This is a genomic window from Spirosoma knui (genome assembly GCF_054780635.1).
Window position 1 is genome coordinate 63,316 of sequence record NZ_BAAGVY010000016.1, and the last position, 23,739, is coordinate 87,054.

At 41.1% G+C, this 23,739-nt stretch carries 20 protein-coding genes; 13 read left to right on the top strand and 7 right to left on the bottom strand.

From position 1 onward, the window contains the following. Positions 1 to 22 precede the first annotated feature (22 nt). Both ACYVIY_RS25325 and ACYVIY_RS25330 read left to right on the top strand, forming a co-directional pair. Positions 23 to 763, top strand: a complete 741-nt coding sequence (locus ACYVIY_RS25325) for an SDR family oxidoreductase (RefSeq protein ID WP_460979323.1) — start codon at positions 23 to 25, stop codon at positions 761 to 763. Between the two features lie 29 nt (positions 764 to 792). Then, positions 793 to 1,566, top strand: a complete 774-nt coding sequence (locus ACYVIY_RS25330) for an SDR family oxidoreductase (RefSeq protein ID WP_460979324.1) — start codon at positions 793 to 795, stop codon at positions 1,564 to 1,566. A 191-nt stretch (positions 1,567 to 1,757) separates the two neighbouring features. On the opposite strand, the gene ACYVIY_RS25335 is transcribed toward ACYVIY_RS25330, so the two are convergent. Continuing rightward, a complete protein-coding gene (locus ACYVIY_RS25335) occupies positions 1,758 to 3,959 on the bottom strand; it encodes a tetratricopeptide repeat-containing sensor histidine kinase (RefSeq protein ID WP_460979325.1) in 2,202 nt (733 codons plus the stop codon). A 614-nt stretch (positions 3,960 to 4,573) separates the two neighbouring features. Between ACYVIY_RS25335 and ACYVIY_RS25340 the strand changes: the two genes are divergently transcribed. The 7 genes from ACYVIY_RS25340 (at position 4,574) to ACYVIY_RS25370 (ending at position 10,894) form a co-directional block, all read left to right on the top strand. Next, positions 4,574 to 4,762, top strand: coding sequence for a hypothetical protein (locus ACYVIY_RS25340; protein WP_460979326.1), 189 nt, complete (start codon positions 4,574 to 4,576; stop codon positions 4,760 to 4,762). A 111-nt stretch (positions 4,763 to 4,873) separates the two neighbouring features. Then, positions 4,874 to 5,881, top strand: a complete 1,008-nt coding sequence (locus ACYVIY_RS25345) for a hypothetical protein (RefSeq protein ID WP_460979327.1) — start codon at positions 4,874 to 4,876, stop codon at positions 5,879 to 5,881. A 98-nt stretch (positions 5,882 to 5,979) separates the two neighbouring features. Continuing rightward, the gene (locus ACYVIY_RS25350; RefSeq protein WP_460979328.1) at positions 5,980 to 7,308 is read left to right on the top strand and encodes an NAD(P)/FAD-dependent oxidoreductase; all 1,329 of its coding nucleotides are present in this window, start codon (positions 5,980 to 5,982) and stop codon (positions 7,306 to 7,308) included. 81 nt (positions 7,309 to 7,389) lie between these two features. Then, positions 7,390 to 8,061: a succinate dehydrogenase cytochrome b subunit gene (locus ACYVIY_RS25355; RefSeq protein ID WP_460979329.1), complete on the top strand. Its 672-nt coding sequence runs from the start codon at positions 7,390 to 7,392 to the stop codon at positions 8,059 to 8,061. Positions 8,062 to 8,312: 251 nt separating this feature from the next. Beyond that, positions 8,313 to 8,729 carry a hypothetical protein gene (locus tag ACYVIY_RS25360; protein WP_460979330.1) on the top strand — a complete coding sequence of 139 codons (417 nt, stop codon included), beginning with the start codon at positions 8,313 to 8,315 and terminating at the stop codon, positions 8,727 to 8,729. A gap of 273 nt (positions 8,730 to 9,002) precedes the next feature. Beyond that, positions 9,003 to 9,914: an oxidoreductase gene (locus tag ACYVIY_RS25365; protein ID WP_460979331.1), complete on the top strand. Its 912-nt coding sequence runs from the start codon at positions 9,003 to 9,005 to the stop codon at positions 9,912 to 9,914. A gap of 14 nt (positions 9,915 to 9,928) precedes the next feature. After that, positions 9,929 to 10,894 (top strand): SDR family oxidoreductase, encoded by a 966-nt coding sequence (locus ACYVIY_RS25370; protein WP_460979332.1) that lies wholly within the window; start codon positions 9,929 to 9,931, stop codon positions 10,892 to 10,894. Between the two features lie 66 nt (positions 10,895 to 10,960). On the opposite strand, the gene ACYVIY_RS25375 is transcribed toward ACYVIY_RS25370, so the two are convergent. Continuing rightward, complete coding sequence (locus ACYVIY_RS25375) at positions 10,961 to 11,593, bottom strand: NAD(P)-dependent oxidoreductase (protein WP_460979333.1); 633 nt, start codon at positions 11,591 to 11,593, stop codon at positions 10,961 to 10,963. A gap of 112 nt (positions 11,594 to 11,705) precedes the next feature. Between ACYVIY_RS25375 and ACYVIY_RS25380 the strand changes: the two genes are divergently transcribed. Next, positions 11,706 to 12,071, top strand: a complete 366-nt coding sequence (locus tag ACYVIY_RS25380; RefSeq protein WP_460979334.1) for a winged helix-turn-helix transcriptional regulator — start codon at positions 11,706 to 11,708, stop codon at positions 12,069 to 12,071. Positions 12,072 to 12,733: 662 nt separating this feature from the next. Here the strand turns inward: ACYVIY_RS25380 and ACYVIY_RS25385 are convergent. The 4 genes from ACYVIY_RS25385 to ACYVIY_RS25400 form a co-directional block, all read right to left on the bottom strand. Continuing rightward, positions 12,734 to 15,421, bottom strand: coding sequence for a permease prefix domain 2-containing transporter (locus ACYVIY_RS25385; RefSeq protein ID WP_460979335.1), 2,688 nt, complete (start codon positions 15,419 to 15,421; stop codon positions 12,734 to 12,736). A 3-nt stretch (positions 15,422 to 15,424) separates the two neighbouring features. Continuing rightward, positions 15,425 to 15,760, bottom strand: a complete 336-nt coding sequence (locus tag ACYVIY_RS25390; RefSeq protein ID WP_460979336.1) for a PadR family transcriptional regulator — start codon at positions 15,758 to 15,760, stop codon at positions 15,425 to 15,427. Between the two features lie 240 nt (positions 15,761 to 16,000). Continuing rightward, positions 16,001 to 16,534 (bottom strand): GrpB family protein, encoded by a 534-nt coding sequence (locus tag ACYVIY_RS25395; protein ID WP_460979337.1) that lies wholly within the window; start codon positions 16,532 to 16,534, stop codon positions 16,001 to 16,003. A gap of 588 nt (positions 16,535 to 17,122) precedes the next feature. Beyond that, positions 17,123 to 18,715, bottom strand: coding sequence for a DUF6035 family protein (locus tag ACYVIY_RS25400; protein ID WP_460979338.1), 1,593 nt, complete (start codon positions 18,713 to 18,715; stop codon positions 17,123 to 17,125). A 110-nt stretch (positions 18,716 to 18,825) separates the two neighbouring features. Here ACYVIY_RS25400 and ACYVIY_RS25405 point away from each other — a divergent pair, with 110 nt between their 5' ends. The 3 genes from ACYVIY_RS25405 (at position 18,826) to ACYVIY_RS25415 (ending at position 22,729) form a co-directional block, all read left to right on the top strand. Then, positions 18,826 to 19,695, top strand: coding sequence for a DUF2726 domain-containing protein (locus ACYVIY_RS25405; RefSeq protein ID WP_460979339.1), 870 nt, complete (start codon positions 18,826 to 18,828; stop codon positions 19,693 to 19,695). An 84-nt stretch (positions 19,696 to 19,779) separates the two neighbouring features. After that, a complete protein-coding gene (locus tag ACYVIY_RS25410; protein WP_460979340.1) occupies positions 19,780 to 21,777 on the top strand; it encodes an AAA family ATPase in 1,998 nt (665 codons plus the stop codon). Beyond that, a complete protein-coding gene (locus ACYVIY_RS25415; protein ID WP_460979342.1) occupies positions 21,764 to 22,729 on the top strand; it encodes a hypothetical protein in 966 nt (321 codons plus the stop codon). Before ACYVIY_RS25410 ends, ACYVIY_RS25415 begins: the two co-directional genes overlap by 14 nt. Positions 22,730 to 22,801: 72 nt before the next feature. Here the strand turns inward: ACYVIY_RS25415 and ACYVIY_RS25420 are convergent, their stop codons facing one another. After that, a complete protein-coding gene (locus tag ACYVIY_RS25420; protein ID WP_460979343.1) occupies positions 22,802 to 23,686 on the bottom strand; it encodes a hypothetical protein in 885 nt (294 codons plus the stop codon). Between the last annotated feature and the right edge of the window lie 53 nt (positions 23,687 to 23,739).

The window sequence follows — 23,739 nt, forward strand, 5'->3', positions numbered from 1 at the left end:
TAATGTTTAATTAATGCGTATTATGAAAATTGTAATTATTGGCGGCACGGGTTTGATCGGATCAAATGTGAGCGAAAAACTGCGGCTGTTGGGGCATGAGGTAATCATAGCATCTCCTTCAACCGGTATCAATGCAATGACTGGTGAAGGGCTCACGGACGCTTTGCAAAGCGCTGAAGTGGTTATTGATCTTTCTAACTCAGCCTCTCCCGAGGAAAATACCGCAATCAATTTCTTCCGCACCGCTGGCAGTAATCTGGCTACAGCGGAAAAAGCGGCCGGTGTCAAGCACCACCTCCTACTATCGATCGTAGGAACAGATCGGGCACAATACATCGGCTACCTGCGCGCCAAAAAGGAGCAGGAGGATATTATCAAGGCGTCAGGCATTCCTTATACGATCATACGCGCTACGCAGTTCCATGAGCATGTCACGACCATTATAGCCGTACAATCCGATGAAGAACACATTCATGTTTCTACTGTGGATTACCAGCCGATTGCAGCAGAAGATGTGGCTGCATTAGTTACCCAGTTCGCCTTGGAACCTCCCAAAAACAACACGGTGGAAATCGCAGGCCCCGAGCGCGCACCGATGAACGAGTTCGTTACCCGGTACATCTCAGTTAATGGAGGTGACAAGTCAGTTAAAGCCAACGACCAGAATAAGTATATGTTCTTTGACATCCCGAAATCCCTTTTGGTGCCACAGGGTGATTTTTATCCTGGCGTAATCCGGTTCGACGACTGGATAAATAAATAAGTTAAGCTATCACTTCCCAATTCAAAATCATGAAAATTGTAATTATAGGCGGTACTGGAATGATCGGTTCGAAGTTAACGGCAAAACTTCATTCACTTGGCTTTGAGGTCATTGCCGCTGCCCCAGAAACTGGCGTTAATACTGTAACAGGTGAAGGTCTTGCTGCTGCTCTAGAAGGGGCTCAAGTTGTCGTCGATGTATCAAATAATCCTTCACTTGAGGAAAATGTCGCCCTAAACTTTTTTGAAACATCAGGTAGAAATTTACAGGCTGCAGAATCGGCTGCTGGTGTACGGCATCACATTTTGCTCACTATTGTGGGTACTGAGAGAATGCTAGAAAATGTATATTATCGGGCCAAGGTGGCACAGGAAAATATTGTTAAATCTGGCTCAATTCCATTTACCATTTTACATGCTACGCAATTCTTTGAGTTCGCTAGCTCATTCTTATATGCGAGTAGTGAAGGCCAATCAATCCCACTACCTCCTACTCTAATGCAGCCAATAGCTGCCGACGATGTAGTAGCAACACTGGCGGATTTGGTGGTAAGCGAACCTTTGAATGAAGCCATCGAGGTAGCGGGACCGGAGAAAATACCAATGGATGAATTTGTAAGACGGTATTTAAACGCAATTGGTGATTCTCACCAAGTTATTACTGACGAGTCTGCCGGTTTTTTTGGAACAATCGTCAATGATTCCTCCTTAACTCCAGGTGATAACTCTCGAATCGGTCACATACTATACGAAGACTGGCTGAGAACAACGACGCAGACTCAGCAGTCGAGCGCTATTCACTAAATTAAGCCCTTGTGTCTTCTTAATCGTGATTCCTAGGATTTTCAATCCAGCTTTATAAGTGCCTAATTACTTGAGCAAAGTGAAATCAGGATGACTAGATTCTCGTAAATCTGATTCTATATAAAACCCTGCTACTTGATCATATAGCAGGGTTTTGCAATTTATAATGAATGGCTGCTGGTAGACAATTCTTACACGAATTGTCCTTCTGAAAATGTTAAACAGAGTTGAACACCTTGCGCTTGCTTAATCGTCAAAGTGCCTTCTATTTGCTCACTCAAGCCACGTATCAGACTCATACCAAGCGTCCTGATTTGGGTTGGGTCAATATCGTCAGGAAACCCGATACCATCATCCCAGATAATTAGTTGATAGTGGCTACTCCTTAATTGACTAAACTTTACACCTATAGAACCTGATCTGCTATCAGGGAAAGCATATTTAAGCGAGTTTGTGACCGCTTCATTCAAAATCAATCCAAGGGGTATAGCCAATGTGACATCTAATTCTACTGGATCGATCTCAATACGTTTTTGAATGGTAGTTCCCCGATTGTAGGTTACCAACAAATAATTAACAATCTCCTGAATGTAATTTCCCATTGAAATACTGGACAGCCGGTCCGATTGATACAGCTTCTGATGGATTAATGCCATAGCGTGTACTCGATTCTGGCTCTCAAGGATGGCCGTTAATGCAGCTTTATCTGTTAAATAGCTAGCCTGAGAATTCAATAGGCTAGTGATAATCTGAAGGTTATTTTTCACCCGATGGTGAATTTCACGCAGCATCCATTCCCGTTCATCCAGCAAATGATCTTTTTCCAGGATTAATTGCTCCTTGTCGGTCAAAATTTTTTCCTTTTCAATTAAGTTGTGTTCCAGTTCTTGATTTTTGCGATTGATCTCGATCTGCTTATCCTCCAGCAAGGTATTACTTCGCTGCTTGATTTGGTATCGACTATACCCTACACCCAAAAGGAGAACCAAAAGAACTGTAAACGCAATCGTCCCATTTTTCAGCAGGGTTGTCTGTTCTAATTGATTTTGTTGAAGTTGACTTTGTTTAGTGAGCAATTGGATATTACGTTGTTTAAGTCGTAGATCCTGATCTTTTTTTTGGGTTTCAAATTGAATTTCCAATTGAGCGATATGTCGACTTTTGGTCAGATTCAGCAGGGAGTCCTGAAGCGATTCATACTGCTGGTAGTGTCGGATGGCAGCTGGGTAATTGGCCATAAGCGAATCTAGCTTAAACCATAAAAAATGGTTTTTACTCAAAACTGTTGTTGAGCCAGTTCGTTGACCTCTCTCCTGGTTAATTTTTAAATAGCTTAAGGCTGCTTTATACTGGTTACTTTTGATCAGAAAACGAATTGCGGCTTCATAAATCGCCGATAATTCTACACTTCCATTTCCCTTTTTAGCCAATAAGTCTACTAGTTGATCACAATAAAATTGCGCTTTGTCAACTTGATTCAGATCGGAATAGATATTCAATAAATGGAGGGCAATGGCAAGTCTGCTTTCAGTGGATAGCGGAGGGTATTGCATACTCATCCTGGTAAAAAAACGTAACGCCTGACCAGGTTTTCCTTGTTGGAGGAGTAATTGAGCAATGTTCCCTGAAACATTGAGGATATAAGCGTTCTGTTTATGCTTTAAGGCAATTTGTAAGGCTGTCTGGTACTGAATATTTGCCTCTTTATATTGACCCAAGGCATGGTATACTAAGCCTAACCGATTATGAATCGTACAAAGTTGAAGTGTAGAATCATGCTGATTTTCAGCTGTTTTAATGGCTAAGTATCCATAGCTTAGGGCTTCCTTATAATCTCCTAATTTTCCAGACACAAAACCCAGTAAATCATAAATCCGCTCTAAATTAGAACGGTTCGCTTGCCGATAAAGGGTTAATGCATTATGAAGTTCAACTAATGAACGTGCATAGTTCTCCTGAATTTGATGGTGATCGGCTAATTCTTTATACACATCACCTTGCTTGTATATATTACCAGCCAACTTATAATTATTAAGCGCTTTTTGATAAAGTGCCACCCGTTCGGGTAATTCATCCCGTTCCAGGGTGTAGAAGCGAGTCATATCCAGGTAAAGGTCACCTAGTTCCTGCCAACAGTGTGCTGTCGTAAAAATAGATATGGCACGTTGGGCGTATTGATTGGCCCTTATATGGTCTCCTTTCTCAAGCAAGACCAGAAAAAAACCATAATTTACCATGCCTAACCCTCGAAGATAGGACAAGCGTTTACTCAATTCCTGCGCCTGACGGAGCATAACAAGCGCGGTGTCCAAATCATGGTTCAGTTCCTGAGGTTTAAAAATATAAATCCAACTTGTCTTAAGCAGTTTATTCACATGCTGCGTATCAGTCATGGGAACAATCCGTTTAGCAGACACCCCGGATGGTTTGGCATGCTGAGCATAAAGAAGTCTACTTAGTAAACTCAGAATAACCAGAATGATAAACCTTTGCATAGTTAAAGACTAGCTGAGAAGACAACGCCTTCTACCATAGGGTAAAAGAATTACTGAATCGTATGGTTCCCCTGTTTACCAACGACGGTTAATCAGTCTTCTACTGAGGTTGAGTAGAACTCGATGGATAAAATTAGGGCATTTCAAACAATCATTCGATAAAACGATTCTCGAAGATCTAGAATTCAGAAGACACTAGGCATTGTCGAAAGGTACACTCATCCTGTTCTGCTAACTCTCATTATCCTTTCCTCCAGAATTCTGGATATATGCCCAGTTTTGGATATACACAAAGATCCAAACCAATTTTATGCCTCAAAAAAGGCCAATTTAAGCCCAAATAGCCCTTATCTGGAGAATACCAACTATGGCACACGCTTTGGAAATACTATAGCCAAAGGAAATGCCGGACCGAATCTTCCCATTCATTTCACTCAGGTAGATTGCTTGTCAAGGTCGTCTGCTAATTGCATTAGTGAGTACTTCAATCTTCATTTTAAAAAACTACGATTATGAACTTCAATTTCTTTGAATTAGAAGCAGACCCTGATAATCTAGGGGACCGTGCAATCTCAAACTCCGAAGGGCATCGCGGTTTACCTCACTCGGAGGACAGTTTATCGGAAGGAGATGAATATCTGGATGATTCCCTACGCATGAATGATCAACCAGGTTCATTACTGGATGGCATGAATTTGTGAATCCGTGTTACTAAACCCTAATCTACTTTCGATTACGCCCTACTCAAGGAAAATTCGTCGTATCAGAATGGATTATGGCAGAGATAATACCATTTAAATGAGTTTTCAATTATGGAAATATTTGATTTAGAGGTGGTCAACGTAAGACCTATTTTGACCGAGTTACAATCAAAAATTCAAACCCTAAATGGTTCTGGGAACATCTATCTGGATCGCCTGCGAGCTCTGCATACAGCAACCCCATTTAGGGCAAGCTCTCAGATGGACATGTTTGGCATTACTGAACAGGTTCTGCCAAACATCCTCCAGTTTCTAGGTATCCGGAGTATTACGTTAAATAAGCCACACGATTTATCGAAACTGGATAAGTTTGATTTTGACACATCCCAAATTGCCAGTGAGCAATATAATTGGCACTATTTTCGAAATGAGGCACTCATCAATGAACTACAAGCCTTATTCAAAAATTGCCGAATAATTGCGTTTGACGACTGGTCCAGACTCGTAGGCGCATCTGATTTATGGACTGGGTTACTTTTTGATGTCATTAAACCAATTCAGAAATATGATCTGGAATTTATTTTCTACTTAGGCGATCCGCAACACAAACTTACTTTTCAGGTAGATGAAGCGATCGACATCATCAGTAGCTTCTCAACCTATGGACAGGTTACCTTAGCCTTAGATGAAGCAGAAGCGCTCAATCTCTGGAAAATATTCAACGGCTTTCATGGCGATACTACCAAATTAGAAGAATCCTTTCTGGATCTTAAACGGAAATACATCTCCCTTTACAGAACAATGTCCATTACACGATTGCTAGTTTATTCAGCAAATGAAGCAATTGTCCTGAGTAAAAATGAATATTTTGTTTTGGCAAGACAACGCGTACCACAATCGCTTGAATTAGCTCCAGATGCCCGTCAAAACTTTATTGCGGGTTATTGCATTGGGCTACTCTTTCAGCTCGATGTGGCGCATTGCATCGCACTTGGACTCATTGTCTTTGGCAGTACAGGGGAATTGAATTCTAGTCCGGCACGTCGGGATTTACTGGTTTACATTGACCGGTGGATTGAAGACCTTCAAAAACCAGAAACAATTCACTTGTATCAATAAGCGATACTCCGACCTCAATGAAATATGCCTGAATCAATTACTGAATGCAATTGAAAAGTAAGTGGCGTATTGGCTAGACTACAAATTTGTCTTTAAGAATGAAGGCTGAAACCAGACAAGCAGTGAAGAAACATATAGTCGTTATCGGGGGTGGTTTTGCGGGGCTAAATTTTATTCAAAAAATGGTGGGTTATCCAGGGTATACAATTACCCTAGTTGATAAAAACAACTATAATTACTTTACCCCTTTGTTATATCAGGTTGCTACTGGTTTCCTCGAACCATCCAGCATCAGTTACCCATTCCGGAAGTTGTTTCACCATAAAAATGTTGCCTATCGGATGGCAGCGTTAGAGCAGATCAACCCAGCAAGCAACAGCCTAGTTCTCAGCGACCGCTCTGAGATTAGCTATGACATTTTGGTGCTGGCTGCAGGGTCAAAAACCAATTACTTTGGGAATGCGAGTATTCAGGCTAATGCATTCAGTCTAAAAGGAATTGATGATGCCCTGTTTATGCGTAATGAATTAATCAAAACATTTGAGCAGGCTTCTCTGGAGAGTGACTATGATAAACGTAAAGTGCTATTAACGATGGTCCTGGCAGGAGGTGGGCCTACGGGAGTAGAACTGGCGGGTATGCTCGCCGAATTCAAGAGGTATATATTGGGCGAGGACTATCCTACCTTAAAAAATGCGGCTGCCGAAATTTATCTAATTGAAGGATCGCCTAACCTGCTCGCCCCCATGAGTGATCAATCGCATAAAGATGCGTTTCGCGCCCTACGCCAGGAACAGGTACATATCAAACTGAACACAAGGGTGGTTAGTTTTGAGAATGATACCGTACAACTTTCAGATGGAAGCAGTATAAAAGCCCGAACCCTGATCTGGGCAGCCGGGGTTACGGCCAATTCATTTCCAGGTTTGCATCAAAACACCAGCAGAAATACCAATCGTCTCATTACTGACTCCTTTAATCGGGTAGAGGGGTATACAAATATTTACGCAATCGGAGATATCAGTATTCAGTTTGGCGACAATGCTTACCCACATGGGCATCCACAATTAGCCCAGCCTGCTATGCAACAGGGAAAGCATCTAGCCCGAAACCTTATTCGCATTCAGCGGAATCAGTCCCCGACCCCGTTTATTTACTTTGATCGTGGCGATATGGCCATTATCGGTCGAAAGACTGCCCTCGCAGACCTCTTAAAACACAAAGTGCACTTTGGTGGGCTGCTTGGATTGTTAAGCTGGTTATTTATTCACCTTATCTCGCTAGTTAACTACAATAACAAGGTTAAAACGCTCTACAATTGGATCGTTGCCTATATAACGTCTGATCAGATGCTTCGAATGATCTTTCGGTCTGAAAATCGGGAGAACAAGGTTTCTCTGGATAAGCCCATTTCCTCTACGATATAATGTCGCCTTTTACTACATACGTATATACCTATTCGTTAGATAACCTGGAATTATTTATTACCTCTATTTTACCCACTAAATATGAATTGGTTCACCTCTTTTTTGACAAGCTCTATTGGGAAGAAAATTCTCATGGCCACCACAGGGCTCTTTTTAATTAGTTTCTTAATTGTCCATACATCGATTAATGCCATGATCTTTTTCAATGACGGAGGCAAACTGTTTACGCATTGGGCTCATTTTATGGCAACGAACCTGATAATCCGCACAATTGAAGTTGTTTTGGTCGCCGTTTTTATCCTGCATATAATTCAGGGATTGTTACTTTGGAGGCAAAATAAGAATGCCCGGCCAGTCCGGTATTATGTGAACAAACAGGCAGCGAATAGTAGCTGGTACAGTCGAAGTATGACCCTTTTAGGTACGCTTATCCTCTTATTTCTAGTGATCCATACCCGGAATTTCTGGATTCCCAATCGAACGAATCAGTTTTTATATGGAGAAGAGCTCCCGCTCTATGAGATGATGTTATCTAAGTTCCATAATCCAGTCGAAGTACTTATTTATTTGGTTGGTTGTTTTTCACTGTTCTGGCATCTATTACATGGTTTCAGAAGTTCGTTCCAGTCGCTAGGCTTAAGTCATGTTAAGTATAACGGTGTAATCGCCTTCTCAGGAGTCGCCTTTTCGGTCGCAATCCCACTCCTACTTGCTTTGATGCCTGTTTCAATTTACTTAAACCTAATTCGGTAGATTTTGAAGCGTCCTGAAAGCTACTATTACGTAAACCAAGTGATTTTCAGTAAAATCTGACGCTTACTATTCACTCCATGAATACCTTGAATTCAGCTCGAATTCATCTATTGTATATAGCCAATCAGATTTGTAGTGAATCCTAGCTACTTGGCTAGAACGAAATGATGATGCAGTCTAAAATCTCTGTTAGGCGGCTTTGTCAAAAACTAAAGTATCGTAAAGATTAACCATTTATTATATCCTCAATTATGAACAAAGTACAAGGTTCGAATTACTTTTTATTGGTAATCAACGGAGTTTCCGGCATATGGGCGTTATTCTTCCCCCATGAATTTCATACTAGCTTCCCCGGTTTCGGGTTTCATTGGATAGACATTTACGGGCCTTATAATGAACACCTTATTCGAGATGTTGGCGCTTTTTTTTGTGGCTTAACTTCTTTATCTGTTTTTGCTATCCTCGACAGTGACATAAAGACAGTACGCTTAATGGCTTATTCAAATCTGGTTTTTAGCACGCCCCACTTTGTCTATCATGCGGCCCATATGCATATGTTTCCGACCGCTTTGGATCGATTTTTAGGTATTTCTTCCCTATTCCTGGTTGCTTTTATACCCGGTTTAATTCTATTCTGGACCTCTTTAAGACCTTCCCGAATATTTTAAATTGAAGGATATTGTTTAAGCTAGCTAGCCCCAGCAACAACATACGTTGTCCCTAGTTTCCCTTTTAACCAAATCAGGAATTGCCTGCTGGCTCACCATTTTCCGAGAGTAATTAAAGGGTGAGCCGGAAGTAATCAATAGGCAACTTCAGATAGGATATCTTCATAAATTTTTTACAGGCTTGGCCTTCACAACAAACAAAAATTGAACCTCATAGCAAAGCTCCATCTGCTGTTATGATAGACTTTTGCAGAGAAAATACAACCAATAGTTATGTGGAGAACAGAAAACATACCTGATTTGTCAGGCAAAACAGCTATTGTAACCGGTGCTAATACTGGTATCGGCTATCAGACGGCCAAAGCATTGTTTGAGGCAGGAGCTATTGTGACCATTGCGGTTCGGGATGCACATAAAGCCAAAATTGCTATAGAGCAAATTGGGCAGAACTCGTTTGGAAAGGGTAATCTGGAAATGGGCTTACTTAATCTTGCTAATCTTGATCAGATAAAAAGGTTCGCCGATGAGTTTAAACGTCACCATCAAAAACTGGATATCCTCGTGAATAATGCTGGGGTTATGATACCGCCACCATCAAAAACCGACGATGGATTTGAATTACAATTCGGTGTAAATTTCCTTGGCCATTTTGCCTTGACCGGGCATCTGTTTCCCATGTTGAAAAATACGCCGAAGGCAAGAGTGGTAACCCTTTCCAGTGGAGCTGCAACGCGTGCATCCGGTATCGACTTTAATAACCTGAAATTAGAGCAGCCCTACGACGCTTGGCGCGAATATGCTGTAAGCAAACTAGCTGATATTCTATTCACTTACGAATTAGACAGGCGATTAAAGGTTGTCCAAAGTACTATACTTTCTGTCGCGGCCCATCCTGGCGTTACCCGCACCGACTTACAAAGGCATATTCCCAGCGAGGAATTATCGGGTTTGTTTGCTCAGTTTGACGACGTGATGGAACCCTGGCAGGGCGCCCTGCCCACCCTTTTTGCCGCCACGGATGCCTCCGTCAAAGGCGGTGAATTTTACGGACCCGATGGGGATAAAGAATACGCGGGCTATCCGGCACGCTCGAACCATTCCACACCAGCCATGAAAGACAAAGCTTTAGCCAAACAACTCTGGGATTATGCCGAATCAATAACCCAAATCAACTTTCCCGTTTAATAGAGATTATATTCATGAATGCAACCGTTCTGGTAACCGGTGGAACCGGGTTTGTGGGCATCCACACCATTCTGCAACTTCTACAGCAAGGGTATACCGTCAAGACCACCCTTCGCTCTTTGTCTAAGAAAGACACCATCATCCAGGCACTCAATGAAGCAGGCATAATTGACTTTACAAACCTGTCTTTCTACCAAGCCGAGTTAACTGCAGACGCAGGCTGGGAAGAGGCAGTGGCCCGATGCGACTATGTGCTGCACATTGCCTCACCATTTCCTGCTCAGGCACCAAAAGAAGAGAATGAACTTATCATTCCTGCCCGCGATGGAGCCTTACGGGTGTTGAGAGCCGCTAAAGAGGCCGGTGTAAAACGGGTTGTGCTTACCTCTTCTTTTGCAGCAATCGGATACACTATTAATCCACAAGGCCATGTGTTTACGGAGAAGGATTGGACCGACCCGGCAAGTGATAAAATTTCAGCGTATGTCAAATCAAAAACCATTGCTGAACTTGCTGCTTGGGAATTTATTGAAAAGCAAGGTGGGAGCTTAGAATTAACGGTAATCAACCCGGTCGGTATTTTTGGACCAGTTCTTGGGAAAGACTATTCGGCCTCAGTTGAGCTAGTTAAGAATATACTAACAGGAGCATCAACAGAAAGCCCTCCATTCTCGTTCGGCGTAGTGGATGTGCGCGATGTAGCCGATATTCATATCAAGGCCATGCTTAATCCAGAAGCAAAAGGTGAACGGTTTTTGGCTACTTCCGACGGGGTAATGACTTTCTACGATATTGCCCAACTGCTTAAAGCACAAAAAGGTGGAATTGCCCAATCGGTATCAAACTTAACCAACCCGAATGTGTCATATATTACGCTTTCCAATGACAAAGCTAAAACTGTATTAGGTTGGCAACCCAGATCCAAGGAAGAGGCTATTTTGGCCACCGTGGAAAGCCTATTCAATGTCAAGTCAACTTAATGACTTCTAGAATCGTATTATACCCTGGACAGATATTGTGAAATTATTTCAGGGTATGTACGATTATTAAACGTTACTCAATGCCGGAGCCTTCTGAATATAGTGCCGATCACTTATCTGATCGATGAAAAAATGGGCCATGTCTTCTCGGCTAAGTGTTAGACTTTGGTTTTCTCCGAAATAGCCAACATTAAGTTTTCTAGTTGCGGGCTTATTTGTGAGCCAGGGTATTCGGACAATCGTCCAATCAAGTGTAGACTGCTGGATATGGAGGCCCATATTGATGACTTCCTGATAAGTACCTCTGGCAACTAACTTTAATAGATTGACCATGAGCCAGAATCTGAAATCGGGACCATCTTCCTTTACTTCAATATTGCGGGTACCTAAAGCAACTAATCGTTTGACCTGTTGCTTTTCCATAAGCCTAACTATGTGACCTACTCCATCACTCAGGGTATTGTCTGTAACTTTACCTTTTGGTCCCAGAAAACTCAAAACGGCGTCGGCTTTTTCAAGGGCCTGCTCAATTGCTCGTTCATTACTTAAATCGCCTTCAATGACCCTTAATCGTTGATGTACAATATCCATTTTAGATCTATTCCTTACATAAGCGGTTACACGATAACCTTTTTCCAAGGCCTTTTTTATGGCAATTTTCCCCGTGGCACCAGTCGCACCGAAAATGGTAACATTCATGCTAAGTGAGTCAGTTAAATCAATGAAGATGCAAACCTATTTATCTTTATCACCACAATTACAATACTATCTTTTTAGAAAGCGCTATCGATTCAGCTAGTAAAGGTTACCCATGGAAGTCAGCAAAAACTCCCACCTAGAAACTACACTTCAACAGGATTGCACCGATGCATTACTTCCAGTACGTGATGCCCTAGAAGTACTTAATGGTCAGTGGAAACTACCTATTTTAATTACCTTAGCCGGTGGCTCTAAGCGGTTTAAACAGATTTCAAGAGAGTTAACCCCAATTACAGACAAAAAGCTTTCCCAAGAATTAAAGGATCTGGAGTCCAATAACCTGATCCTACGAACTGTATATGAGACCTTTCCTCCCAGGGTTGAGTACACATTAACCGATTATAGCCAATCACTGGCAAGTGTTATTACTTCATTAAAAGAGTGGGGTCTGTTTCACCGGAAAACGATTATAGGCTAATTCGAGCTGGGTTTTCAACATTGATTCGAAAGGCGATTCCAAAAAAAAACTCTTATCATTTTACACTAATTACATGCCCGAAAAGGCATTTTGTTTATCTGGTTTTGCACACCTATAAACGCCCATCAACTTGCAAACAGAGTTGCTAACTATGAGCCAGCAGCTGATTTACATCTACCCTAAAATAGTATTTTATCACTAATAAATAAATGAGTGTATCCTCCCCTACCCTTTTTAAGGTTTTGTACTTTTCGTAGTAATCGTCCATAAAAGCCAACCATTACGTGAACGCTTTCAGGCAATAATAGCAAGAGTCAGTCTATTTCTCCATTAAACAAATAGCGTCCATTTGGCCAAGGGTTTTCGTGGACGAAATTAAAAATATGCTCCTTTGTACTATTAAGGGGTTAAGTTAATATCATTTTCACGAACAACTGGTCTTGAGAAATTGTACATTTCCTCTACCTTCAATAACTACTTCATTGTTAATACTGTCCTGGTTAATAGGATGAATAATCAATGAATGGCACATTGGTTAGCCACATCTGTCCTTCTTCTCGCAACGCTTAGTCGGTCGCTACAGGGTCGGTCGTCCTGGTGTCGCGATATAGAACACATTGTCTCGCCATCGTCATAACCTTCTAATGAATGGTTTACCGTTTTTACTCGGCTTTTAAAACCTTTACCGGCTCAATTTGCCCCGCTCGAATGGTTTGGGATAGGACAGTCAGAAGCCCGACTAGGGCAACCGAAATGAAACCTATGCTTATATTGAGAAAACCCAAATCAAGATAACTGCCCAGTTCTTTCCTGAGTAAATCACCACAAAACAAGCCCCCTGGAACACCAATCAAGCCGGCAAGTAGGAGAAGAAGGCCAAAATTCCTGGTAACTAGCCACACCAATTTTAGATTGGTTGCGCCCATTACTTTTCGTATACCCAGTTCTTTCGTGCGCGTTTCTACCGAGTAACTGGCGATGCCTAAAATGCCCAAAGCCGCGATGATCATCACAATCAGGGCAGAGCCTCCGAAAATTTCCATTTCTCCACTGATTTCTCCATTGATTTCTCCTGAATAACGATACGCTTTTAAGTTATAAAGATTGGCTGTTTTCTGGGGGAAATGGTCTTTCCATACCGATTGAATGGCCCTGGTCGCTTCCATTTCTGTATAGGGCTTTATTTTGATGGTCAAGCTGGTTATTTCGTTGGGCAAATACCGATACAGTAAAGGGCGTTGTTGGCCAATTAGCTCATTGGGTAAGATGCCAATGACTTGTACAGAGGCCGAGTCCAGCAAGAGATGTTGCCCCACTAGACTTACCGATTTAGAGGCCAATAAGTTGGCGGCAGCTTCATTCACCAACACATATTGCTCCGTACGTTGGGGCATATGTTCAGGGAAATTTTGCCCGGCTAGTAAGCGGATACCTTCTGTTTCAATGGTGCGTGGGTCAATACTAACGTAATTTATTGCCAGCGTTTTATCCTTTAGCGTTACTGAATCTTTACCTAGTTTAATGGGCTCATAGTACCAGTTGGTGGCCAAGGTCGTTTCTACCTGACTTAACTGACTTATTTCGTTTTGCAGGTTTTGATAGTTTTCACCTTTCAAATCCAGTGTCAGCACATTGGCCGGCACGGTTGAGCGGATGATGGCCTGGTTTTTTCGATCATAATCGGCTACGATGACAACCAAGATCATAAACAGGATGGTCACAGAAAATTGTACGACAATCAACGCTTTGTAAACAGCAACACCCCGGAACAGCTTTATCGTCTTCATTTTACGCAAAACCTGTATTGGCTCAAACGCGGACAATAGCCAGGCCGGAAGTGCTCCTGCCACTAAGCCGGTGATCAGGGCGTAGGTGAGCAAGCCTACTACTAAGGCTATATCCCAGGAGAAGGTCACATCATTCATATCGGGTATATAGTGGGCTAAAATAGTAACACAGGGCACGGTAAACAGCAAAGCAAACAGGGCAACCAGGGTTGATTCCAGTAAAAATTGACCGATAACTTGTCCTCTGGTTGCGCCTATGGTTTTGCGAACACCGACTTCTTGGGCCCGGGAGAAAGCACGCGCCAAGGCCAAACTGATATAATTGAAAGCCGCTAACAGGGTTAACGATAGAATGATGACTAGCTGCGTTTTTACATCTTCCAAACTAGCGCCCGCATGGGAGTTATTTTTAAGATCGATGTTGCCAGGGGTAATCTCTTCGAGGGGTTGTGCCAAAAATTGAAGCCTGCTCTTAGCCAATGTCCGAGTATAGTGCTGGAGCGTTGCATTCAGTTGCTCTACATGACCGGCTGATTGTAAACGGGCATAAATGGCTGAACTCTTGAAGCCTCCCCAATCTTGTGAACTACTAGGGATTGCTCCTTTTTTTTCCAGCAGTTCAGCCGAACGAATGGATAATATGGCCTCAATGGGCAGATGGGTTGCTAAAGGTGGGTCCTGGATGATTCCCCCAACGGTATAATAGCCTAACTTTTCAAATTGAACCGTTTGTCCTACCGCATTGGTGTTGCCAAATAGTTTCTGGGCTGTTTTTTGGGTTAAAAAAAGGGTGGAGGAATTCTTGGCCAGGCTTTGTGCAGTACCTGACAAGAGTTTAAAGCCAAAAATATCGAAAAAAGAAGGCTCTGAAAATGTTATGTCAATCGGTACATCCCCTTTATCGGTTTGCAGGTTATGTTTTCCGGCCAGGCGTAGTTTTACCGTTTTTTCTATAAAGGAGATGCTGTCTAGTTGAGTTGCCAAGGGCAAGGGAGCGGTTGCCCAGTTGGTTTGTTGCCCCTCGGTTGTTTCCTGGGTGAGTATGCGTACGAGTTGATTTAATTTTGGATGAAACTGGTCGGTATCAAACGTGGCTTTCAGGCCGGTAAACAGAATAACGCCAACGGCCATACTCAGCGACAAGCTCAGGATATTGACTAGGGAAAACAGTTTGTTTTTCCACAGGGTGCGCCAGGCGATTTTAACATAGTTGCGAATCATATCCGGATGAAGTAGAGATGGCGAGGGGTATTCAGGGGTAAAGTAAGGACGGGTGGTAGCCCCTCGCTTCGGGAAGGGCTCCTGTTGCTGGCCAGTCAGGCTGGCCACTCGACGCCGCAGGTAATAGGGGCGAATGACCTTCAGCGCTTCCAGGCCATACCTGAAGCGGGCTCGCCAGGGACCGACCTGGCGGGCTTGCTGGGCAAATTGCTCGTGCAGATCTCCCTGCAACTCTTCCAGCAGATCAGGGGGCGTCAACCAACGGAGCAGGCGGTCGGCCCAGCGGGGCGGCCGGCGCTCCGGCGGGTGCTGAGGTGTTGGGTCGGAGAACGACTTGTTCATCGGTTAGGCAAAGAAAGGGGTGGGTAAAGCCTCCCACAATCCCATCCGGAGTTGACGCATCTCCCGCAGTACTTGATGCCCAGCCGCCGTCAAGGTGAATAAGCGTTTGCGCCGTCCGCCCCGGGCCAGGGTAGCTCCACCTAAGGCCGAGCCCACGAGGCCTTTCTCCTCCAGGCGATACAAAACCACATGCACTCCCGTGACGGAGGTGGTTCGGTGGGTTCGTTGCTGGAGTTCGTCGGCAATGGTGACGCCATAGGCTCCCGTGGGATGTTGCTCCAGGAGGGCCACAGCGAGTAAGACCAACTCTTCAAACTCGCCCAGGTAGGTTCGACTCATACCAAATAAACTAAAAAAGGAATATTTCTTTGGTACTTGTTGAACAAATAGAGTGCCAATTTTATAACTGGCTAATTCTCAGAAATATAGTATGACAATTAGTTTATGTATGTCCGAAACCGTACAAAAGCTGTCCGATAATAGATAGGCGTGGACCGTATATAGGACCTCCGATTTGCGCCTGGGAACATTCTCCTAAATGGCTCCCCCTTAAGACCAAGCCCCTTCTTAGGTGAACACTTAGGATTTAGTATACTGGGCTAACGCTTCGGCTTCGACCCGCTTGATCCACTCACTTTTGCACTGGCTGTAGGCCTGCGAGTCCTGGCTATGAAGCCCCTGACAGCGGGCTTTCTGCTGGTCGTATACTAGCGCTAAATCAGGTCGAGCGAGCAAATAATCTCTAAACGCCAAATGACGATCAATCGCCGGGGAACCTGTTTGATAACAATGCAGGTGAATGAATTTGCGCCCCGTGGCCGGATTGATCTTGGTGCAGTAGCGACGCCCCGGCAAGCCATATTCCCCTCGCCACTGATAGCCTATCGTTTCCATCCTGTGTCGGTGCTGATTAAGCCCTTCCAGACTACTCACTACGGCAAGTAGGTCCAGGATTGGTTTGGCTGCTATGGTTGGGATAGCGGTTGATCCAATATGATGGACCCTGATCAATAGCTCTCCTAACACACCAGCTACTAAACTGCCTTCCTCTTTATACAGCATGCTCCACCCAGGATTATAGGTGACTAATTCTACCTTGTCTTGGCCCGTCATACGTCGCTATTCGTTCGTTTTTGAATGAGCTACCTGAGCAAAAATAAAACCTATTTTTATTGGCGGTGACTAACCAAATAGGTGTTGTTATAAAATTCGTATCTCAAAAAGGCTACTCTTGTTTATTTCTTATTGGACGCCGGAAAAGCATTTTGTGTTGTGGTTAAGTACGCTTATAAACGTACCTCAATTGCTGAAAAGTGGTACTAATTACGAGCCAATAGCCAATCTAAATCTGCCCTTAAATTGTATTTTACCGGTGAATAGAATTAAGGATATTCTGCCCCTCCCCTTTTCAAAATTTTGTACTTTTCATAGGGAGCGTCCATAAAAGGCGACCTTTTCGTGAATGTTTTCTGGCACTACTAACAAGAGTAAAATTATCTCTCTGTTCAACAATTAACATCCAGTTGGCCAAGGGTTTTCGTGAACGTTTTTAATAAGGACCAAAATAAGAAGTAATGTTTTGATTATTAGCTGTTTATCCTGGCCATTAAATATTGCTACCATGCCTTTTACTGGACGATTTCACAACAAGCCAAGACGCCAGATTAAATCAAGTAACATTGTAGCTTAGCAGAATCAGAATTAAGTAAAAAGTTCAGGAAACAAGATTCCGAAAACGTCATCATAGGTGTGGTCAGGCTGTATGTTCTTATGATAAAAATTATCAATTTTCTTGGCTAGTTTACCACCGGATTGAGCATCCTGTTTGTTTAGCTCGGAATTAGGATAACGTTCCAGTGCACTCAGAAATAAGTGCGCGTAACCCTCTTTACCTGGAAAAACGGAGTGGGCCACCTGTACCAATTTCGAGTATTTTTGGCCAACTACACAGTCTAGTTTGACTGATAAAATGGTAAATGCAGGCCCATACACCTTTTTAAATCGATGTGCTTTTTGAGGGGTTTTCAACTTTACTAAGCAGGTGGCTAGGCATAGGCAAGTCAGTAAATCATTACGCTCTAGATGTGAACGATTAGCTCGTTCGCGCTCGAAAGCTAGCTTTAAAAATAATCGATCCTGTTCATTGAGTTTGTACCCTGAATTTTGCCCGAATAGATCAAGCAAATTACTATAAGTATTCTCTGTGAAGATTGTAAACTCTCTTATTAAAGGGCTAGGATTTTTAGAATCAGATTGGATATCATTAAGTATCTGACGAATCGACGCACGAGCATGGGAGAACCCCTCTTCAAATTGTAGTTCATAGGCTTGACGGCGCTGCTCATATTCTTGTTCACGTTCTTGTTGTTCAAGTTCCTTTAACCACTGCTTCCTTTTTTCCTCGGCAATCTCCTGCCGAATCGCTTTGGTAGCCCCATCTACATCAAAAAAGAATACTTTATAGGTAGCTTCATCGAAGGTTAAATCATGCAAGCCAACTTTCTGTTCCTGCCACCTATACGCGATCTGTTGACCAATCCTGTAAGGTTCCCTGTACAAACACGTCAAAATTAAGTCTTTTTGATCTCTGGACTCCCTAATAGCCGCTCCATCAAAAACAAACGCATTTTGGTTGTTACCATAAAAAACGTCTTTTTCAGTAAATCGTTGCTTGTCCATTTCATCGGAGAAATACTTAAACAACCAGATAATATATGTCTGATTTTGCTGATAAAAGTGTTCGCGGTCAGCGATGACACTTAAAAATGTAGTAGATAATTGAATCTCAAAAACGAGATTTTGTGACTTATAAACAGAGCTGACATCAGGCTTACGCCAAGTCATCAGCCCCGAGGAATCCCTTCTAACTGTCTCCGTGGCAACCTCCGTGATTCCTTTATTTGTCAACCGATTTGACTCTAGCGAAGCAGCAACTAGTTCCTTTGTACGCCGGTGTAATTCACTTTCCTTCTGACCATTATACTTGATCGCCTGCACTTGTTGGCGAGTTAAGTTTTGACTCGTCTTGATGGGACAATCCTCACTATCCCACTGGTGAGCAAAGTGCATTCGTTTCAGCTTCGTTTCGTTTTCGGCCTTTCCTCGAATTTTAATAAGCTGCTGACAATAATAGCACTTGTATTTAGGCTCACGACGGCCACGAATGGCATCCTCTAACTGTCTTCGAATCTCGAAAATGATGGCTTCCTCCTGTTTGAAAAAGGTGTTTGCAAACACTTCTTCGCCTGTTTCACAATCCAGTACAGAGGGTATAGTGAACTGAAAACCTTTCATGGAGGTGTGTCGTGTAATTCCCAATTATGATTTACTCAAAGGTGATACCTTTTCAAATAGTATACACCTAAAGCAAACTATTAACTTCGCATTTCAATTCGAATTACCAAATGACCTACGATCGCGAAAACACATTTAAGCTTCTTCAGCAACGTAATTGGAAGGCTCTTCTAGAGTTATTTAAGAATAATAGAACCTACGACCTAATTCAGCAGGATGATATAACTAGAAGCATTCTCGAATCGCAATTTATCCGGGAGTTAATTAACGGTAGTACCTTTAATGACGATCCTGATTTCATATTTTACTTAGAGCAGTTTCATATGCTTCATACAGGATCTAACTTTCGTTTTAAACTTCCTTCTGGTGACGTGGATCGACTGGTTGAACGAATTATTATGGGCTATCGCTCAACTCAGGCTCAGTTTGCTCTAAGTTATGCCAGAAAGTATCCCAATTTGTCCATTAGCATTGAACTGCTTCAGGAGTTTGAGCGAACACAACCAAAAGTCGTTGAACATAGCCAGCATCGAACTATTCAGGTTACGGAAAATCGTGAAGTTGAGTCTATAGACAGTACGATTAGTTTATTCAAATCGAAGCAGGAGTATGAATTTTACCGCGCAGTGCGAGACGTTTATAGCACTTACTTGGTCTTTCCCAATGTAGCGATTTCGGCTCTAGTGGATTTTGAACAAATAAAGCACTTTCTAGACCAGAATGAACGCAACTACTTCTTTAAAGCATTAGTGGACTGCGTTGTTTTCGATGCAGAAAATGCTTTCAAGCCTTTTAAAATGTTGGAGATAGATAGTGAATATCATGATAGTGCAGAGCAGCAGGCCAAAGATCGAATGAAGGACAAAATCATAGCCAAAGCCGGTCAAAAGTTGTTGCGGGTTCGGGTAAAAGCCAAAATGTCTGATTTAGATATAAGTCGCTTGATCCGGGAAATACTACGCGAACAATCAGGAAGTTAAACATTTTGTGAGATTTTTATCTCCTGTGGATCAATAATAATAGGAAAATCACCATTTTACTCCAGAACAGTTATTTATAGTGTCATGGAACTAGTTTTCTGCTATATAACAAGCTATGCAAATATATTCAACCAAGGCTTTAATCTTGGGTCAAAATATATATACGATGTTGATCGGACGGATGGAATTTTACGAATTTCCAGAAAAGAAAATACTAAATTTATTGAAAATTTATTTGAAAATTCGTCAGGACAAGTAATCCGTAATGTCACCGCCTTAGTTGGCGAAAATGGTTCCGGTAAAACAAGCATAATACGATTTTTAAAAGACAATATAACTTCATCAGATAGCACATATCCATCCAATAGAGGTCCAATATTGCAGGATGATTATAACAGAACATTAGGAGAATTAGACGACTTTGCCTATTCGTTTCTCATATTTTCCGAAAATGATAAAGTTTTTATTAAAACAAATAACACAAGATACATTAAAGCAGACTTTGAATTCACTTGGAGTACTCCCATTGAAGGTCTTACTTTATTTTCAACGCCTATACTAGATTTCATAAAAGCCGATAACGCTAATAACTCAGTAGTTGATGTTTCTGCAAATAATATATATACAATTGATAAAGCAGAAGAATCAAATTATATTAAGAAAGAAAGCGACAATTTAAATATTATTAATAATTATAATGTAAAAAAGCGTTTAGATTTCATTGAAAAAGCTAGAACATTATCTTACCCACTACCTTTCAATTTGCCAGATAAAGTTAGAGTATCATTTCATAATAATGAAATATTGGATAACACTGAGGTTGATAATCTTGACACTATCATTAAAGATAAATATAATATAGATGCATCTTTTTTTAATATTCATAACACGGTGAATGCCGCTTGGAAGCTCAAGTTAGATGAGCTCAAAGATAGTAAAGCCTCATCTGTTAGATCGACAAAAGATATGGCTCTATACTATAGTGAAGAAAATAAGCTCAAAGCAGAATACTACTTGTGGAAAAGTCTATTTGAATTATTGCTTAGAAACAATATATATGTAAAATCAGGAAAAGTAAAAGATATGGAAACTAATAATTTTTATGAAATATTAGTAAGTGCTATTAATTCAATCGAAGATAATAAAATACAAAAAAAACCGATATTACAGCTCCTTGAAGCTATTGAAAATCTATTTTCAACTAAATATTCAGGTACAAATTTTGAGTCGGGAGAGGTTTCTTTGAATATTCCTCAAATAGATGTAAAAGATTTTTTAGTAACATATAATAATTATATAAATCATTGTACAATTGAGAGCTTTACTAATGCACCAGTCCAATTTATTTTATTTGATTGGAGCTATCAGCTTAGTAGCGGCCAATTAGCCTACCTTGATCTATTTGCTAGGTTTCAATTTGGAGTTGATCGAATTGATATCACTCGCAACAAATCACCTTACAAAGAGCAAAAAACCTATCCAAAACAGATTTTTGTGCTTATTGATGAAGGAGAGCTTGGGTTTCATTTGCAATGGCAGAAAGACTATATTTATAACCTGCTAGAGATATTTCCTAGTCTCTTTTCCTTCAAAGATGAAAATGGCAATATATATCAGCCATCCCTCCAAATCATTTTAACAACGCATTCTCCAATTTCATTATCTGATTTACCACGCTATAATATCGTTTACCTAAAACGCCAAAGTGAAGATGGTTCCTGTCGAGTAATTCATCAAAAATCAGAACTACCAAATCGATCGTTTGGTGCAAATATTCATGACTTGCTAAAAGATACGTTTTTTTTGCAGAATGGGTTTATGGGTAAATTTTCGCAAACTAAAATTAATGCACTCATCAAATGGCTTACGATAGAATCCTCTCAGGAATACAAAGATAGAATCGACTATGCTAAAAGTTTGATTGACTTAATCGATGAGCCTATTTTGAAAATTAAACTACGTGAATTATTTGCAAAGAAAATGAATTTAAATGAAGAAATAGAACGACTACAAGCCCAACGTGAAGAAATAAATAAAAGGCTAGAAGAGTTAAATCGGCAACAATCCAATGATAACAATTAGAGCTCCTCAAGGTGTTAATATAGAAGACATAGCGGAAAAACACTATGACTGTTTAGAACAAACGTTGTTAAAAAGAATTAGCCGTAAACGTACAGATACACCAGACGACTCGCAGAAGCAATTCTTAAAAGATAATCTTTATGAAATATTAACAGCACACCCTAAAAGATTACAAGAACTTCAAGAAGAAGCCTTTGATGAATATGATTTTAAAGAACCAACTGAAGATTTTCCAGTTGCATTAGTTAGTATTTTTAATTATCAAGATTTTACGAAGAAAAAAGTTGATGAATACGACGCCTATGATTTATCAGAATCCTTAGGAATAAACGTATGCCCTTACTGTAATCTTAACTTCACTCACACCGTCAAACAGGGAGATGTTAAAATTGCCAGGCCAGATTTCGATCATTTTTTTCCTAAATCAAAATTTCCACTCCTTTCCCTATCCTTTTACAATTTAATTCCTTGTTGCGGTATTTGTAATTCTAATATTAAAAAGGATAAAGTTTTGTCACTTGAAGAAGATTGGCATCCTTATCTTGACCTGATCGCTAATAAAATGATTATTGATTATGAGCCAAGAACTTTGCCAGCCATTTATGGCCTTGACGGTAAAAATTTGAAAATAAAAATATACCCCAAGCCGGATACCTCAGACGATATAAAGACGAAAATTAAGAATACGGTTAATATGTTTAAGCTCGAGGAGCGCTATGATTTACATGCGGATTACGCTAGTGAAATACTTTTAAAGCAGTATCACACAAGTGGGTCCTATTTGCAATCACTTAAAGATGCATTTGTAAGTGCTGGCTTTACAGAAGCTGAACTACACCGAATCGCTTTCGCAAATTATCACGAAACAGATGGTTTTGATAAACGTCCTCTCTCCAAATTGACCTTTGACTTCGTTAAAAAACAAGATTGGGGGGAAATTAAATATGAGTAGTACATATACAAATAGTCACTTGTTTAGCGTACTAAGCCAAATGATCAGAATAATAGTTAGGTAGTGTATAAACTATAAATACCGCTCCAGAAGGACTGTTTCGGATCCATTAACAACTGGTGACGCGACAAAAAAATCAACTGCTAAATTTTGACCTGCACAAACTTGAACAATTTCTTGTCTGTCGTTCTCAGGCATTTTGTAACCGAATGTTACCGATTTGAAGCAACGTTTAGGTACAGTAAATAACCTATCTGATTGGGCTATGGCACCTAATATCGGATGCTGGTAAAACCGTTTAGTTAACCGGTATTCTTCTTCAAAACTAAACGTTTTGTATTTGGTATGTACTAGTCTGAGATGAAGTCCTATTACCTCATCCTGTGAATGTGTAAATACCGAAATATGGTTAAGTGGGGGCGTTTCAGAGGTAACGTACATAATATTACCACCCCCGATATGGTTATCAGCTAACTCTTGTATACACTCACGAAAATTGATCCCAACACAGAACCCATGGAAGTTAACGGCATAATTGGATTGCCAAATTCTTAAATTATTGTTTCGGCCTGTAATCGAAAGTACTCCCAAGTGGTGTGAGGAAGATGTATAGTACCTTTCCATGAATTTTCTTCTTGCTTCCTCAGTGCCAGCATTTATATGATGCTGACGTCTTAGTTCAAATTCAAGATCCCGACGACTCATTCCACTGGTATCATAGGGATACCCTCTTTCTAAAGCGATACGGTTTGCTTCAAAGCTGAAATCAAAATCTACTGGGAATCGGCAGTCATGTGGATCCCCCATTTTCCAAAAACTAGATGGCGGAGCGAAATAGACCTGTTGATCTGTTAGGATCGTTTTATGGTATGTATCATTCCAGTCGCGGTATTTATAGGTAATTTCTGGAAAGTAATCTTTAACGTTTTCAAGTGAGGTTATTGATGAGGTATACATTGTCATCTTATATGATTCGAATACTATAGGGTTAATCTGTTACAAATATGATG

Excerpts from the sequence above, each read along its gene's own strand:
- ACYVIY_RS25410 (WP_460979340.1), top strand. The coding sequence starts at position 19,780 with ATGGAACTAGTTTTCTGCTATATAACAAGCTATGCAAATATATTCAAC.
- ACYVIY_RS25365 (WP_460979331.1), top strand. The coding sequence starts at position 9,003 with ATGTGGAGAACAGAAAACATACCTGATTTGTCAGGCAAAACAGCTATT.
- ACYVIY_RS25395 (WP_460979337.1), bottom strand. The coding sequence starts at position 16,534 with ATGACGGGCCAAGACAAGGTAGAATTAGTCACCTATAATCCTGGGTGG.
- ACYVIY_RS25405 (WP_460979339.1), top strand. The coding sequence starts at position 18,826 with ATGACCTACGATCGCGAAAACACATTTAAGCTTCTTCAGCAACGTAAT.
- ACYVIY_RS25360 (WP_460979330.1), top strand. The coding sequence starts at position 8,313 with ATGAACAAAGTACAAGGTTCGAATTACTTTTTATTGGTAATCAACGGA.
- ACYVIY_RS25375 (WP_460979333.1), bottom strand. The coding sequence starts at position 11,593 with ATGAATGTTACCATTTTCGGTGCGACTGGTGCCACGGGGAAAATTGCC.
- ACYVIY_RS25415 (WP_460979342.1), top strand. The coding sequence starts at position 21,764 with ATGATAACAATTAGAGCTCCTCAAGGTGTTAATATAGAAGACATAGCG.
- ACYVIY_RS25340 (WP_460979326.1), top strand. The coding sequence starts at position 4,574 with ATGAACTTCAATTTCTTTGAATTAGAAGCAGACCCTGATAATCTAGGG.
- ACYVIY_RS25355 (WP_460979329.1), top strand. The coding sequence starts at position 7,390 with ATGAATTGGTTCACCTCTTTTTTGACAAGCTCTATTGGGAAGAAAATT.
- ACYVIY_RS25400 (WP_460979338.1), bottom strand. The coding sequence starts at position 18,715 with ATGAAAGGTTTTCAGTTCACTATACCCTCTGTACTGGATTGTGAAACA.
- ACYVIY_RS25335 (WP_460979325.1), bottom strand. The coding sequence starts at position 3,959 with ATGACTGATACGCAGCATGTGAATAAACTGCTTAAGACAAGTTGGATT.
- ACYVIY_RS25330 (WP_460979324.1), top strand. The coding sequence starts at position 793 with ATGAAAATTGTAATTATAGGCGGTACTGGAATGATCGGTTCGAAGTTA.
- ACYVIY_RS25370 (WP_460979332.1), top strand. The coding sequence starts at position 9,929 with ATGAATGCAACCGTTCTGGTAACCGGTGGAACCGGGTTTGTGGGCATC.
- ACYVIY_RS25350 (WP_460979328.1), top strand. The coding sequence starts at position 5,980 with ATGAAGGCTGAAACCAGACAAGCAGTGAAGAAACATATAGTCGTTATC.
- ACYVIY_RS25390 (WP_460979336.1), bottom strand. The coding sequence starts at position 15,760 with ATGAGTCGAACCTACCTGGGCGAGTTTGAAGAGTTGGTCTTACTCGCT.
- ACYVIY_RS25345 (WP_460979327.1), top strand. The coding sequence starts at position 4,874 with ATGGAAATATTTGATTTAGAGGTGGTCAACGTAAGACCTATTTTGACC.
- ACYVIY_RS25420 (WP_460979343.1), bottom strand. The coding sequence starts at position 23,686 with ATGTATACCTCATCAATAACCTCACTTGAAAACGTTAAAGATTACTTT.
- ACYVIY_RS25325 (WP_460979323.1), top strand. The coding sequence starts at position 23 with ATGAAAATTGTAATTATTGGCGGCACGGGTTTGATCGGATCAAATGTG.
- ACYVIY_RS25385 (WP_460979335.1), bottom strand. The coding sequence starts at position 15,421 with ATGAACAAGTCGTTCTCCGACCCAACACCTCAGCACCCGCCGGAGCGC.
- ACYVIY_RS25380 (WP_460979334.1), top strand. The coding sequence starts at position 11,706 with ATGGAAGTCAGCAAAAACTCCCACCTAGAAACTACACTTCAACAGGAT.